13 protein-coding genes are annotated in these 15,622 nt (G+C 41.0%); 6 read left to right on the top strand and 7 right to left on the bottom strand.

The features are described from left to right. Nucleotides 1-20 precede the first annotated feature (20 nt). From PSYCG_RS09255 to PSYCG_RS09265, 3 genes are all read right to left on the bottom strand, one after another. Nucleotides 21-1,010 (bottom strand): membrane dipeptidase, encoded by a 990-nt coding sequence (locus PSYCG_RS09255; RefSeq protein ID WP_020443957.1) that lies wholly within the window; start codon nt 1,008-1,010, stop codon nt 21-23. Nucleotides 1,011-1,102: 92 nt separating this feature from the next. Further along, nucleotides 1,103-2,578, bottom strand: coding sequence for an aldehyde dehydrogenase family protein (locus PSYCG_RS09260; protein ID WP_020443958.1), 1,476 nt, complete (start codon nt 2,576-2,578; stop codon nt 1,103-1,105). A gap of 72 nt (nt 2,579-2,650) precedes the next feature. After that, nucleotides 2,651-3,040: a RidA family protein gene (locus PSYCG_RS09265; protein ID WP_020443959.1), complete on the bottom strand. Its 390-nt coding sequence runs from the start codon at nt 3,038-3,040 to the stop codon at nt 2,651-2,653. A gap of 170 nt (nt 3,041-3,210) precedes the next feature. Between PSYCG_RS09265 and PSYCG_RS09270 the strand changes: the two genes are divergently transcribed. Next, a complete protein-coding gene (locus PSYCG_RS09270; RefSeq protein ID WP_020443960.1) occupies nt 3,211-4,101 on the top strand; it encodes a LysR family transcriptional regulator in 891 nt (296 codons plus the stop codon). A gap of 550 nt (nt 4,102-4,651) precedes the next feature. Here the strand turns inward: PSYCG_RS09270 and PSYCG_RS09275 are convergent. Both PSYCG_RS09275 and PSYCG_RS09280 read right to left on the bottom strand, forming a co-directional pair. Then, entirely contained in the window at nt 4,652-4,930 is a 279-nt protein-coding gene (locus PSYCG_RS09275; RefSeq protein ID WP_011514138.1) for a peptidylprolyl isomerase, read from the bottom strand. A 416-nt stretch (nt 4,931-5,346) separates the two neighbouring features. Then, complete coding sequence (locus PSYCG_RS09280) at nt 5,347-5,760, bottom strand: organic hydroperoxide resistance protein (protein WP_020443961.1); 414 nt, start codon at nt 5,758-5,760, stop codon at nt 5,347-5,349. Nucleotides 5,761-5,932: 172 nt separating this feature from the next. On the opposite strand from PSYCG_RS09280, the gene PSYCG_RS09285 reads away from it, so the two are divergent. Next, complete coding sequence (locus tag PSYCG_RS09285) at nt 5,933-6,787, top strand: AraC family transcriptional regulator (RefSeq protein ID WP_020443962.1); 855 nt, start codon at nt 5,933-5,935, stop codon at nt 6,785-6,787. A gap of 259 nt (nt 6,788-7,046) precedes the next feature. On the opposite strand, the gene truC is transcribed toward PSYCG_RS09285, so the two are convergent. Continuing rightward, nucleotides 7,047-7,829 (bottom strand): tRNA pseudouridine(65) synthase TruC, encoded by a 783-nt coding sequence (gene truC / locus PSYCG_RS09290; protein ID WP_020443963.1) that lies wholly within the window; start codon nt 7,827-7,829, stop codon nt 7,047-7,049. Between the two features lie 411 nt (nt 7,830-8,240). On the opposite strand from truC, the gene ppc reads away from it, so the two are divergent. Beyond that, complete coding sequence (gene ppc, locus PSYCG_RS09295) at nt 8,241-11,021, top strand: phosphoenolpyruvate carboxylase (protein WP_020443964.1); 2,781 nt, start codon at nt 8,241-8,243, stop codon at nt 11,019-11,021. 121 nt (nt 11,022-11,142) lie between these two features. On the opposite strand, the gene PSYCG_RS09300 is transcribed toward ppc, so the two are convergent. Next, complete coding sequence (locus PSYCG_RS09300) at nt 11,143-11,868, bottom strand: GntR family transcriptional regulator (protein ID WP_041772292.1); 726 nt, start codon at nt 11,866-11,868, stop codon at nt 11,143-11,145. 341 nt (nt 11,869-12,209) lie between these two features. On the opposite strand from PSYCG_RS09300, the gene PSYCG_RS09305 reads away from it, so the two are divergent. The 3 genes from PSYCG_RS09305 to PSYCG_RS09315 all read left to right on the top strand — a co-directional run bounded on the left by PSYCG_RS09305 (nt 12,210) and on the right by PSYCG_RS09315 (nt 15,618). After that, nucleotides 12,210-13,499 (top strand): SLC13 family permease, encoded by a 1,290-nt coding sequence (locus PSYCG_RS09305; RefSeq protein ID WP_020443966.1) that lies wholly within the window; start codon nt 12,210-12,212, stop codon nt 13,497-13,499. 503 nt (nt 13,500-14,002) lie between these two features. Further along, a complete protein-coding gene (locus tag PSYCG_RS09310; RefSeq protein ID WP_020443967.1) occupies nt 14,003-15,043 on the top strand; it encodes a Bug family tripartite tricarboxylate transporter substrate binding protein in 1,041 nt (346 codons plus the stop codon). A 119-nt stretch (nt 15,044-15,162) separates the two neighbouring features. Next, entirely contained in the window at nt 15,163-15,618 is a 456-nt protein-coding gene (locus tag PSYCG_RS09315) for a tripartite tricarboxylate transporter TctB family protein (RefSeq protein WP_020443968.1), read from the top strand. The last annotated feature ends 4 nt before the right edge of the window (nt 15,619-15,622 follow it).

Genomic DNA, 15,622 nt, shown 5'->3' on the forward strand with positions numbered 1-15,622 from the left:
GCTACATCTGTGCCTAGCATTTATACTAAAGGCTTAATGCCACTCTCAAGAAAATTAAACCAGTTTTGTCCGATGATTTTTCCAGCATCAGCATCATTAAAACCATGTTTGAGCAGACCGTTATAAATATTCTCCATCCCATCCTTGCCTGCAAACCATGGCAAAGTATCCGGCCAACCTGAATTGTTGGCATTGCCTTCGCCATAATCCATTGCCTTTGACCAGCGTCCATTGCGCATCCATTCAAGTACCGCTTGCGGTTGATTTAGGCACAAATCACTGCCTATCGCTAAATGATCAACCCCATATTTATCAGCACAATCAGCAACCATGCTGCAAAAATCATTGAGCGTACAATCACTGCCATTCGGCAAATGAAACGGATATAGGCTAAAACCTAACAGCCCGCCTGCTTTGGTTAAGGCACTAATAACGGTATCAGATTTATTACGCAACGCATCGTGTGCAGCCGTTGGATTGGCATGACTGATACATATCGGGCGCGTAGAATGCTCGATCGCTTCAAGCGTTGAACGCTCTGCGCTATGCGACATATCAATAATCATCCCAACTCGATTCATCTCTGCTATCGCCTGCTGGCCAAAGCGCGTAATGCCACTATCATTCTTCTCATAACAACCGGTTGCTAGTAGGCTTTGGTTATTATACGTCAGCTGCATGATCAGTAGCCCTAAGCGGCGCATCACGCTGATAAGACCAATTTCATCATCAATCGGTGAACAATTTTGCGCGCCAAAAAGGATACCGACTTTACCTTGCTGCTTTGCCCTCTCAATATCAGTGACTGAATACACTGGTAAAATAAGATCTGAGTTTTGCTCAAAGCGTGCATGCCATTCTGCAAAGCGTGTCATTGTCTGCCGCGAATCCTCGTGATAAACCAAGGTGGCATGTACCGCATTGATACCGCTGGCTTGCAGCATTTTGAAATAGTCACGATCCCAATGGCTATACTGTAAGCCGTCAATGACGATATGGTCTTGATACATAGTTAATTCCTTTTATACTTTTACAAATGCATTGTGGCAGGAGAATCTTTACCAGCCACACATCACTATTAGCACATGTCATTAACTGACTTTTAATAAGCCTTTTGATAAGCCGTTTTAACAATAGTATAAAACTCTTTAGCATACTGACCTTGTTCACGCGGGCCAAAGCTAGACTCTTTACGACCACCGAAAGGCACATGATAGTCGGTACCAGCAGTTGCTAAATTGACCATGACGCAACCTGCTTGTACTTGCTCTTTAAACATTGAACTATTACGCAAGCTTTGGGTAATGATGCCGCCGGTGAGACCAAAGCGAGTATCATTGGTCATCGCAATCGCTTCCTCTAAACTGCTGACGCGCATGACACAAGCTAGTGGCGCAAATACTTCTTCTTGATTGATATCCCAGCTGTTATCAGTCTCAGTAAACAAGGTAGGCGACATATAATAACCCTCATGTGGCATATCTAAACGCTCGCCACCAAAGGCTAAGTTCGCACCGGCTTGCTTGGCCTTTTCAATCCAGCCTAGGTTGGATGCAAGTTGCTTATCATCAACAACGGGACCCATAAAGATACCGTCATCAAGCGCATGACCAACTTTTAAAGTTTTCATTTTTGCGATGACACCATCGACGAAAGCATCATGAATGCCATCCATGACAATCAAGCGTGAAGAAGCCGTACATTTTTGTCCTGAACCGCCAAATGCACCAGCAACCGCCGCATCAATAGCGACTTGTAAATCAGCATCATCAGCGATAACCAAGGCATTCTTACTGCCCATCTCAAGCTGGCAGCGCACAAAGTTTGGGGCGGTTGCCGCAGCAACTTTACGACCGGTTGGCACAGAACCTGTGAAGCTGACCGCATCAATGTCTTTAGAATTAATGAGTGCATCACCAACTGATGAGCCGCCCCCTAATACCAAGTTAAACGTACCTTCAGGCAACCCTTGACGATGAATGATTTCAGCTAAGGCGACCGCACTGGCTGGTGTTAAATTGGCAGGCTTCCAAATGACGCTATTGCCAAATGCTAAGGCTGGGGCTATTTTCCACACCGCGGTTGCGGTTGGGAAGTTCCAAGGAGAGATAATCGCGACGACACCGACTGCCTCACGCGTTACTTCCACTTTAACCCCTGGACGTACTGAATCCGCAGTATCGCCCATTTGACGCAACACCTCAGCGGCATAATAATGGAAGAACTGACCTGCACGATAAATCTCACCACGACCCTCAAGAAATGGCTTGCCTTCTTCACGTGACAATAAAGTACCTAATTCATCGCAACGGGCAATCATCTCATCGCCAATCGCCTGCAAAATAGATTGCTTCTTCTCTAACGGCGTTGCTTCCCACTTTGGCTGCGCTTGGCGGGCAGCAGCAATAGCGTCTTTGACTTGATCGCTACTGGCTTGGGCGAACTCGCCGATAGTTTCGGTGATATCAGATGGGTTAATATTAGCAATAGTATCGTTACCCGCTTGCCACTCACCATTGATATAAAGTGATTGCTGCGGGTCTTGCTGTAATACTTTTTGTATGTTTTGAGCTGACATAGTAGCGTCCTCAGTTTATTAAAATTCAAGTGATAAAATGATTTAAAGAGCTGTATAAATATAGTGGAAAAATTATGGTACGTTCGCGTATACGACTAGCTCAACCAACATCTCTTCACGAGCAAGTCCTGCTATCACTAAAGCCGCGCGATTTGGATAGGGTGCTGTAAAATATTCCGCATAGACTTGATTGACCGTTTTTAGATATTCACGATCAGTAACATAAATGAGTACCTGTAACACTGAGTCCATGCCTACATTGGCACATTCTAAAGTATGCTTTAAATTATCAAGGGTTTGCCGAGTTTGGGCTTCGATACCACCTGCGACCACATTACCGTTTTCATCAATAGGAATTTGCGCGGTGTATAATGTGCCATTACTCGTGACCGCCCATTCAAGAGGTGCTTTTGAGGCGTAAAGTGAAGTCTGAACCGCTTGTTTGGTTGAGGGAGTCGTCATATAGTCATATCCTTTGAATGAATGGTTTGGCAATTTCTGTGTTATTGATTATCCTACGCAATAAATAATGACAAATCTAACTAATTAAATATTAAATATGATAGATTTAATCTATCGCTATAATAGATAGTATCTGATCAACGGCAGCAAGCACAAAGGCACTAACGATTATGAAACTACAACAGTTACGACATTTTTTGTTTGTGGTAGAAGAAGGGGGTTTTCGTGTGGCAGCCAACCGCGCCAATAGAACACAGGCCGCATTATCCGCCTCTATAAAAGAGCTGGAAAAAACACTGGATCAGCGTTTATTCGAAAGTGGCAATAAAGCAACACTGACGCCGTTTGGGGAAAGTTGCTTGCCAAAGATTCAGCAGTTCATTAGTGTTTATCAAGCGTTTGAAGAGGACTTAAGAGCGACCGCAGCAGGCGATAAAGGGAAGATAAGAATTGCTAGCGTACCATCACTGGTGACTAAGCTACTACCTAGCGTATTGGTCGCCTATTCAAAGAAATATCCTGATATTGAAATTGTTTTGATAGATGATAACGCGGTTGGCGTTGCAAACCGGCTGCTCACGGGCGAGGTGGATTTGGCATTAGGTAATTGTACGAGTATCAATCAAACAGATATTGATTTTACCCCACTTATATCAGACCCTATCGGTGTGGTTTGTCTTAAAAGTAATGCGCTGAATAATGAATCAAGTCAATCTCAAGGGCTAAAATGGCAACAACTCATGGCAGAGCCTTTTATTTATAATGGCACCTGTCGATTACTTGAAAACACACCCGCAGAAGTGCTCAATCGCAAAGCTCGCTATACGGTAGAAAACATCACCTCACTGTTCTCTTTATTAAGAAACGATCTTGGCATTACTACCCTACCGAAACTTGCCTTTCCCTCTAATGAGCCCGAGCTGGTTTGGATAAACTTACTTGACCCTTCTTTAAACAGACAAATCGGTATCTTTAAACTGGCTGACAAATCTATTTCCCCGCCCGCTCAAGCTTTTTATGAGCTATGTGTGACCTATGTCCAAGAGCACTATCTATTGTGATGCATCCAATAATAAAGCTACTGACTGCGGTATTGTTGTCTTAATTAGGGAGTAGTGACAGACTGAATGAGTCATCACAGACGAAGACTTATCATGAAAGTAACGTCTAAAGATAGAGTGAACTCATTGATACCAGCGATACGTTATAGCGCTAGTTGTAACTAGCCCGAAGTGTGGCTGTAGCGCGGCATCTACTTGTGATAAATGTGATAGGTGGTCGAAATACTGTGAGTGTGGTAAAAAGTAAATAGCGTTATCACTTTAAACCTTATAATCTACAACTATCTAAAATACCAATGACATATAAAAAAAGCAGCCTCTAGAATCAATTCTGTAGGCTAATAAAATCAATACATATAAGATATTGTCGTATTATGATATTTGGTTGATCTACTTTGAACGATATAGGGTGTTATCAGCAATTCAAGTTGTTATGGATACCAAATATTTAGAAAGCCCCAGTCTAACGACTGAGGCTTTTTTATGGGTAAAATATGGGATGTACCTGAAAATACTAGATTGATATCAATCAAAGCTCAGAATCTAACCCTTACGTTCTGTAAAGCACTTTAACCACATGCCAGCCAAATTTGGTTTTCACTAAGTGTGGAGTGAGGAGTTCGCCGCTGAAGCAAATTTTATCAAATGGTGGTACCATATCGCCTTGTTTAAACTCACCTAAGCTGCCGCCTTTTTTAGCTGAGGGGCAAGTTGAGTATTTCTTAGCCAACACATCAAACATGTTGCCTTTTTTAAGCTTGGCAAGGATATCTTCAGCTTGTTCTTTGTCTTTTACTAAAATGTGTAATGCGCTAGCTGTACGAGCCATAAGGTAAACCCTTTATAAAATATCGATTGTCGGGGCATTATATCATTACTTACCTTAGTTGCTAACTTTACTGGTCTGCGCTACTTCATCAAAAGTCGTTATCTGCCTTTTGAGTGTCAGTACCATATATCTAGCAGACGCCCATAAACAGTTTAATTTGAGCTAAAAGTAATTGGCAGCTTATGTACCCAGTACTTATACAGTCGATTTATTAATTCGCTGCTGGCCATTGTAACTTAGTCAGCGGAAGACAATAAACTGGAGCTTGTGTAAGAATTTTAGTATTTATATTGTAGTATTTATATTGCTTAGTACCATAAAAAATTGCTTGGCTACCTAGAGTAGCCAAGCAATTTTAAATTTTATTATTATTGTGTGATTTCTTATCGTTATTAGCTATTAAATACAAATGCTATTTAAACAACGGTAACATGCAAGCGCACATCAACATTGCCACGAGTGGCATTAGAGTATGGGCAAACTTGATGAGCGGTCTCGATTAGAGTTTGTGCTTGCGATTCATCAATACCAGATACTTCGACAGACAGCTCTATATCTAAGTTATAGCTATTATCCGCTTTCATACCAATACCAACTTGGGCAGATGTTTTCGAAGCGGTTACTGGTAGTTTCATTTGTTGTGCAGTCATATTTAGCGCACTATCAAAACACGCAGCATAACCCATCGCAAACAGCTGCTCTGGATTCACCCCCTCTTTATCTTTTTCTTGAAAGGATACCAAATCAAAACCGAGCGAACCATCATCAAGACCTGTATGCCCAGAACGACCACCAGTTGCTGTTGCACGAGTTTTATAAAATATTTTCATTATGCGTTCCTTATGTAGATTTATTGAATATGATTAAAATCAGACTTGATGCGTCGTGATAGGATTATTATAGATGCGCAACCAACAATTCGTTAGAACAGTCCTACGAAACTCTTGCCTAATTATCCAAAAATTTATATTATCAAGCAAACCTTAAAACAAGAAAAAAATTATGCAGTTAAAAACCATTGAGCAGTTACTTAGACTATTACCCAAAAATAAAACGATCGAATCTACTATTCCAAACTTATTTTTCTATTGCGCTGACAGACCAAGTAAAACCGTCAGCTATATTCAAGAGCCTAGCATCTGTATCGTCCTACAAGGCGAGCGCGAGATTTACTTAGGAAAAGATTGCCAAAAATTTGACAATAGCAGCCTGATGTTTTGCCCTGTCGATATTCCTTTAAGTATGCATATTAAGCATGCTTCGTCAGACCATCCTGTCATCGTTTTATCAATGAAATTAAATCTTGTGATGATTCAAGAAGTGCTCGCTAGAATACCGCCTCAACAACAAGTAAAAGAAGGTAATTTGGGAATAAAATGGCAATTAGATGACGCTATAATGCAAGCATTTGAGCGATTGGTAAACTTACTTGATTGTCCAAATGATACTGATTTTTTATCTTCTTTAATACAGCAAGAAATTTATTATCGCATGCTCTCGGCACAACAAGGGAATAAGTTGCGACAACTGGTCATCAATGGCAGTCATACTCACCGTATTGCACAAGCAACCGATTGGCTAAAAGCGCATTTAGACGAACCTGTAGTGATTGGAGACTTGGCGAGCAGATGTGGTATGAGTATCTCAGGTTTTCACCAACACTTTAAAGAGATTACACAGTTGAGTCCGCTACAGTATCAAAAAAAATTACGATTAATGGAAGCGAGGCGTCTGATCATAACCAATGACTCTCAAATATCACAGATTGCCATGCAAGTAGGCTATGAAAGCCCCAGCCAATTTAGCCGAGAATATAAACGATTATTTGGAAACAGTCCAAATAGCGATTTGAGTTAAGAGGTTGAAAAAACTGGTGAAGTTATTACTGCAAATGAGTATTTTTGAATTGGTAATCTTCCAAGTTGATGTCTTCCAAGTTAATGTCTACGAATTTGACAGCAAATGTCAGTTCAAGTCCTCACTATGAACCTGAACCTTCGATTGCAGCACCCGTATTTTCGGTCTTTATTATTTTAAAACCCGCTAACTACACTAGGACCTGTATGTCGACTTCTTTGATATGACTTTTGGAGATAAACCCTAAACTTTACGATGCTTAAACTTTAGCGCTCTCTATCCAAGAAAACTCTTCCAGGATGCGCAGCCATTGATCGTCTAGTCCCGCTTTTAGCAATAACGGCTTGCCTGTGACCGGATGGCTGAGCGCTAAAGTCTGAGCATGCAGTAGCATACGCGCGCAACCATATTGAGTACGAAAAAATCGATTGTGCCGTCCGTCGCCGTGGCTGGTATCACCCACGATATGATGGAATAAATGTCTCATATGCCGACGCAGTTGATGCTTACGTCCGGTCTCGGGGGTTAAGCGCATTAGACTATAGCGGCTAGTGTCATGCTTTTTTGACACCGCAAATGGCAACTCAATTTGCGCCAAACTTTGCCAATGGGTCACCGCCTCTTGAGCCGGTTTATCCAAATTAGCGAACTTATCGGCAATAGCATCGGGCTGAAAGCTCAGCGCATAATCAACGGTGCCTTGTTCTGACATATAGCCGCGCACCACAGCTAAATATTGCTTGGTCACTTTGTGTTCAGTAAAAGCCTCGGTAAGGCTGCGCGCCACGGCTGAGCTCTTGGCAAACAACAACACGCCTGACGTAGGCTTGTCTAACCTATGTACCGGAAATACATGGCAACCTACCGCATCACGGGTGAGCTGCATAGCAAAGCGTGTCTCACCTTTATCCAGCCAACTGCGATGCACCAACAGCCCAGCCTCTTTATTAATCGCCACCAGAAATTCATCTTCATAGATGATTTCTACTTGATTGGCGATTTGATTAGCGATTTGATTGGCGGTGTCGCTTTCGATATTCATGTTTTCAGTGCCTATATTTTAGATATCATAATTATATATCTTTTTTAGCAAACGCTACCAATTCACGTATAAAAGGTATTCCAATAATTTTGCCCATATTTCTGACCTATCCAATAATTTTCAATCTCACACGCTTTTAACCGCCTCGGTATTGCCGCTAACTTAATCCGCTAACTTCTTTAATATGCGAAGTCACCCATGCTACACTTTAGAAGATAGCTTGCCAGCCTTTATCGCCTCATTACTGTGCTGATTCGCTTTTATCAAAAACACTAAGTCTCTGATAAAAGCGAATATTAGTCCTGTTCACTGCTCATTACTAAACATTATATTAAGCAGTATTTTTCTTTATACAAAATTACAGATTTGCTGCTTCACTATTTTTTAATTAATTTAAGGAGAAGGTCAAGGATGATAATAGATAATGACATATTACGTGAACGCATTAGTTTATTAGGTTCCTTCCTAGGGGATGCGATTTCTCGCCAGACTGGTGAACAAACGCTGCATACGATTGAAACGCTACGCAAAGGTTTTATTCAACAGCGCCGTGAGCCTAATGAAGCTCATAAGCAGAAGCTCATCGATTTTATTGCCTCTTTGGACAATCAAGCCTTAAAAAATGTCATCCGCAGCTTCTCTATCTATTTTTTCTTAGCCAATCTAAGTGAAGAGAATTATCTACGTGAAGAGCGCCATGCATTACGTATGCAATCAGAGCAGAGCTGGGAAGGATCGTTTCGCCGTACTTTACTAGAGTGTCGTGAGCGCAATATTGAGCCAGCACAGATGCAAGAGCTCATTGAGCAACTAAAATTCATCCCTGTATTTACCGCCCATCCTACTGAAGCGCGTCGACGTACAACGATGAACTTATTACAAGGTTTATTCACTCATAGCGATGCCTTAAATAACGTTGCACAAAATAGTTTTGCCTACGAGCAAGCCAGAGAAAAAACTGCGCAATCGATTGATCTGCTATGGTCGTCTGATGAAGTGCGGACGCGTAAGCCTTTGGTCTATGACGAAATAAATAATGGTCTGCATTATTTCAATGCCAGTCTATTCAACGCCATTCCCAAGGTTTATCGTAATATTAAAAACGCTATTATTGATATCTATCCTGAGCTAACAGACTACCCTCTACCTGCTTTCATAAGCTTTGGCTCTTGGATTGGTGGCGACAGAGATGGCAATCCCTTTGTCACTCATGACACTACAGAAATGGCCGTATTGATGCATGCAGATACTGTATTGCGTCACTATCAAGTGTTGCTCAAGAAACTACGTCGTCAGCTTATTCATAGTGATACGATTGTTACTATCGAACCTGATGTGTATGCCAAGATTGAAAGTTATAGTGAGCTCGACAGACGAGTCTTTGATTACAATCTTGATGATTACGGCAATGAACCTTATCGCAGATTCCTCTCCTTAATCCTAAATAAAGTCAAAGCCACCAATCTTCTAATCCAAAGCAAAGGGAATGATACTGAGGCTAAAAAAGATGCCTACGCCAATCCACAAGAACTATTAGAAGACTTACGCATCATCCGTCAAAGTGTGAATACTCATGATACTGCACATGGCGAAGGCTTATTACTCGATATAATACGTTTGGTCAAAACCTGTGGCTTCCATTTGGCAGCGCTCGATATTCGCCAAGAGTCGTCTTATCATAGCGAAGTGATTGCCGATATTTTTGCCAATGCTTCTAACTTGCCTGACTATCAAAGCCTCAATGAAACCGAGCGCCAAGAATGGCTAACGCGCCTGCTTGAGAAACCAGGCACACCGCTCATTTATACCGATAATTTAACGGATAAAACCCGTGAACAATTGGCCTTGATGCACTCAGTAGCGACTTTACGCAAACTGGTTGGGCAAGATACTTTTGGCAGTTATGTTATCTCCATGACCAATAACGCCAGTCAATTATTAGAAGTTTTGCTACTCATGCGCTTTGCAGGCTTATGTAGAGTGGATGACGAAGGGCGACTGTCTGCCGACTTGCCAGTAGCACCGTTATTTGAGACGATAGAAGATCTTAAAAACATCGATAAAATTCTACCTGAAGTTTTAGACAATCCATTATATCGAGGGTTGTTGCAGCATTCAGATAATACCCAAGAAATCATGCTGGGCTATTCGGACTCTTCAAAAGACGGAGGCATCATTACTTCTGCATGGCAGCTTTATAGCGCACAGCAGACCATTAACCGTATCGCAGAAGAATATGGCATCAAAACCCGCTTATTTCATGGTCGCGGTGGCTCTGTGAGTCGTGGTGGCGGCTCAACGCATAAAGCGATTGCTGCTCAGCCCGCTGGTACACTGCATGGGCAAATTAAAGTGACCGAACAAGGCGAAGTCCTTTATGCCAAATATGCCAACACCGATACCGCTGTATTTGAGCTAACCATGGGCATCACTGGCACGCTTAAAGCTTGCTCCTCAAGATTCGTGGTGCAACCGCCTGAATTGCCACATTATGAAGCGCTCTTTGCACGTTTAGCAGACGCCGGTGAGCAACGTTATCGCAAGCTAACGGATCATACCGAAGGGTTTTATCAGTTCTACTCCCAAGCGACGCCAGTGGCAGAAATCTCCTTATTAAATATTGGCTCACGCCCAGCACATCGTAATAAAGGTCTACCAAGCAAAACAACCTTGCGCGCAATTCCTTGGGTATTTGGCTGGTCATTAGCGCGCTTTACACTGCCCGCTTGGTATGGTGTCGGCAGTGCGTTGCATAGCGTCATCGATGATGAAGCACTGATGAAAGAAATGATTGACTGCTGGCCATTTTTTAACGTGTTTATTAGCAATATTGAAATGGCGTTTACCAAGTCTGATATGAGTATTGCTCATGCTTATAGCCAATTATGTGACGATGAGATATTACGTGAACAGATTATGACAGCGGTGACGGATGAGCACGAGCTGACCCATTCAGGTTTAAACTCTTTGCTTAACCAAGAGTCGTTATTGGAGCATCAGCAGAATCTTGCCGCTTCCCTTGAATGGCGTAATGCGTATTTAGATCCAACCAACTATATCCAAATTGAGCTATTAAAGCGTGCCAGACAAAAAGACGCTACAAGCGATACCAATCATGGTGACCTCGACGTTGAAGACCCATTAATCCGTAGTATTAATGCCTTGGCAGCAGGTCTACGCAATACAGGGTAATGGATAACACAGAAAAATATATGCAAAAAAGACAGTACTTTTAGTATTTCCTAAAGGTACTGTTTTTTAATCTGTTTATCTCAAACGGTCACTTAATTATCGATATAGGTTTAATAAACGCCTAAATAATATTAATCTCATAGCTGAACTTCTCTGCCAGCCCATAGGATTCTCTATATTCGATAGGATCGCCTTCTAGATTCTTCGCAATGCGGCATACCTTAACTAAGTTTTCTTGCTTAGTATTGCCCAAATAATCGTCGCTGTGATCGGTTATAAAATACAGCGTCTCTACAGCAGACGACACAAATTGACCACACTTAGTATAGTAAAACGGATAGAGAAGATTCTCGAAACCTTCAGGATTTAAGGTTGCAAAAGCTTGGAAGCGACTCTTAGGTAACCAAATTTTTTCACTTAACAAGACTCTGTCTTCAACCATACGCGTACGCTCTATATAAATGAGCGCTTTGTTTTTACCTATATTTAGTTTTTTATTAATGTCATCAATACCGTCTATAACCATGATTTTTTTAATTATGCCTGTCGGTGTGACATAGCGAGCATCTTTATCACGAAACTTAAAAAACCTCAGTAATGAGCTTGCAAAATCTGGACGTTTTAAGAAGGTGCCTTTGCCTTGCTGCTTTATTAACACCCCATCTTCTACCAATTTTTCGACAGCTTTTCGGACGGTTCCTACAGATACTTCATACTTATCTGCAAACTCCTGTTCCGTAGGTAAGGGTGTGTTTTCATCCCATTTACTCTCTGTCAGTAAGGTCTGTATATGCCATCGCACTTGCTCATAACGTGGCATTTTAAATTCTTTGAAATTATTTAGCATTTTTTTCACCACAGTGGAAAGGTTTTTATTAACTGTTTCAATCTCGTCAAGCACTGCTATTGCTGTAAAACTACGTTATCTCTGATCAACTTCTCTTAAGCTTTCAGCGCATTCGATCGGTATCACATTAATATTAAAGCATTATTATATTTTTATAATTAATCTTTCCTAATTAACGCCAACTTTTTTGCTATCATTCTATTCAAACAAGTGCACTTTGAAGATTTATAAGGTCTTCTAGTCCAGAAAACCCTGTGTCAATATTAGCGTAATACTCTTTACTCTGTAAAAACTGCTATGGTTTTTTATAGAATTCATACAGTTAAGGTCAAGGAGTAGTCGTGACTCTTTATATTCTAGCCGCCATCGTGATATGTATCATTTTGGGCTATACCACTAAAATTAATATTGGCCTATTTGCTATTGCATTTTCATATCTAATCGGTTGCTTCGGTATGGGAATGAAGGCACATGAAATTGTTGAGCTATGGCCTCTCAAAATTTTCTTTGTTATTTTTGCGGTGACTCTTTTCTATAACTTTCCCCTAGCTAACGGTGCTTTAGAAAAGCTATCCAATCATTTAATCTATAAGTGCCGTCACTTTCCCGCATTCCTACCTTTAGTCATTTTCCTTGTGGCCACGATTATTGCAGGCTTAGGGGCTGGTTATTATACGGTCTTAGCGACGATGGCACCGATGATCCTGCTGTTGTCTAAACGCACTAACTTGAATCTTGTCATTGCTACTTTATCAGTGAACTATGGTGCCTTAGCGGGTGCTAACTTTATCACCTCACAAAGCGGTGTTATTTTTAGAGAGCTGATGCGCGGCGCAGGTGTCGCAAATGACAATACCTTTACTTATGTGTTAGGGATATTCGCTGTCACTTTTATAATGCCTATGATTGTATTGGGTGCTTATAGCTTTATCAATGCCAAAAATAGCAAAATAGCGATTCAGACGACCATACCAGAACCCTTTGACAGTAAGCAAAAACAGTCTCTTATACTGATTTTTATCATGATGGCTATTGTACTTATCGTGCCCATTTTAAATCTACTCATGCCACAAGTATCAGCGATTCAGTTTTTGAACGCTCGGATTGACATTGGTTTTATCGCCATATTTTTTGCTTTAGTAAGCTTATTTTTAAAATTAGGCGATGAAAAAGCGGTGATTGCTTTAATACCTTGGAATACCCTCATTATGATTTGTGGTGTTGGTATGTTAATCAGCCTCGGAGTAGAAATAGGCGTTATTTACGAGCTGACAGAATGGCTAAGTACCAATGTACCTATCTGGATGATACCGATTTTAGTCTTCGTTATTAGCGCCATTATGTCGATATTTGCTAGTACCCTTGGGGTAGTCGCCCCTACTTTATTCCCTATGGTCCTGCCCCTAGCCGTTGCCTCTGGACTAAACCCTTTATTACTATTTACCTGTATTGTTGTGGGGGCGCAAAGCTCATCACTCTCGCCTTTCTCATCAGGAGGTAGTCTGATGTTAGGCGCTTCTCAAGTCGTTATAAACAAAGACAAGCTTTTTAATGCGCTACTATTCAAGGCAGTGCCCTTAGATATTGGTATTGGAATACTCGCAATTTTACTTATTCAGATGATATTTTAACTTCTCATAGGAAAAATATACCGTGATTTTTTAAAAATTTTACACCTGCTTGCTATATTTTGATCCCAATACATCTATTTTTCTCACTAAATTCATAACTTCTTAAATCGTTGTTTTAGCCTCGTAATGGTATTGATATCAACGTGATTTTTGATACATCTAAATCATCTCCGCCATCACTAAATTTTCCTATCTATCTGTTTTAGTTAAATTAAATATTTCCTTTCGAAGGTATTCATATCATTTATTCATCCTGCATATTGCTATAACAGGAGATATTATGTCGCCTTCAATTTAATATATTACTATAAAATTCATATATACATACATATGTTTCTTGTTATTTTTAAAATATTCTGTTACTTTTGGCAAGTGATAAATCTCTACTGTTACGAAGTTTAGTCATCTCGTTAATCGAGTCTTCACTTCACCTGTAATAACTTTATATTTTGGCCAAAATTCTATTGAATTTTTATTGTAAAAATACACACAAGGAGTGTCGTGTGAAAAAACTATCCTATCTGGCTCTTGGCCTGTCTATCCTATCTTTGACCGCTTGTAACAATGCAAACGAAACTGCAAGTACAGATGCGACTACCGCAGATGGCTCAACTGAGCTCACTGCCCCTTCACGTCCAGAATGTATTGCGCCTGCCAAACCAGGTGGCGGTTTTGACTTGACTTGTAAGCTTGCTCAAGCTGGCTTAAGAGATACTGGTATCTTAAAAGATCCTATGCGCGTCACCTATATGCCAGGCGGCGTCGGCGCTGTTGCTTATAACAAAATCGTTGCTAATGACCGGGACAATGGCGATGCTATTATTGCCTTCTCTACTGGCTCTATCCTTAATTTGTCGCAAGGTAAATTTGGTAAATTCACTGAAAAAGATGTGAAATGGCTAGCTGGTGTTGGTACTGATTATGGCGCTATTGCAGTCAATGCAGACTCTCCTATCAAAGATCTAGCTGGGTTAGTTGCTGAGCTCAAAAAAGATCCAAAAGCTATCAGCTTTGGTGCTGGCGGTAGTGTTGGTGGTCAAGATTGGATGCAAACCGCTATTTTAGCTAAAGCCGTTGGTGTTAAGCCTAGTGACATGACTTATGTTGCGATGGAAGGCGGCGGTGAAGCGATCACAGCGGTGATGGGCAATCATATTACTGTTGTCAGTGCTGGTATTGCTGAGATTATGCCGCAAGCCAATGCAGGTAAATTACGTGTATTAGCGGTATTTGCAGATGAAAGATTGGGCGGCACGATGACCGATATTCCTACTGCGAAAGAGCAAGGTTATGATGTGACGTGGCCAGTCGTTCGTGGTTACTACATGGGTCCAGACGTAAGCCCTAGTGCTTATAACTGGTGGAAAGAGGCTTTCGATAAGATGCTTGTTGATCCGAAATTCGCTGAAATACGTGAGCAACAAGAATTGCTACCTTTCTCTATGACTGGCGATGAGCTACAAGCCTATGTTTATAAACGTACGGGCGAACTACGCGAGTTATCTGCTGAATATGGTCTTGTTGAAGTAGCACCAACCAAATAGTTACGTTAAGATTTAATAACTTTTAGTAATTGAATATCAAATGTTTTGGTATTTCTCAAAGGGCTGGCAGGATGTCTATCTGTCAGCCTTTTGCTCCCAAAATTCAAGGAATGCTCCTTATGACAATGGAACGTTTGTTTTCCGGGCTGATGGCACTGGTCAGTATATTCTTAATATACTTAGCCATTGGTTATGTTGCCCCTATTGCTTATGACCCAATTGGTCCTCGTCCTTACCCTATTTTAATCTTTTCACTGCTTGCCTTTGGCTGCTTAGTCGTTGCTTTTCGTCCCGCCAGTTTTACTAAAGCGATTGAATTGGGTTTAAACAAAACGATCATCCGTAATCTTATTTTATGTGCGCTTGCCTTATTGGTCTATGGTCTCATTTTTGAAGTATTGGGCTTTATTCTTGCCACTATTCTGATGTCTTTCGCCGTAGGTTTACTGTTTGCAGGTAATCCTCTCAAGAGTTTTATCTTTTCAGTGTTAATCAGTATTGGCTTATATGTCTTATTTGACATATTTTTAGATGTCAAATTACCACTCGGATTGTTGTCAGGGATAATAGGATAGCCAA

It is taken from the genome of Psychrobacter sp. G (assembly GCF_000418305.1).
GTDB classification, from domain to species: Bacteria; Pseudomonadota; Gammaproteobacteria; order Pseudomonadales; family Moraxellaceae; genus Psychrobacter; species Psychrobacter cryohalolentis.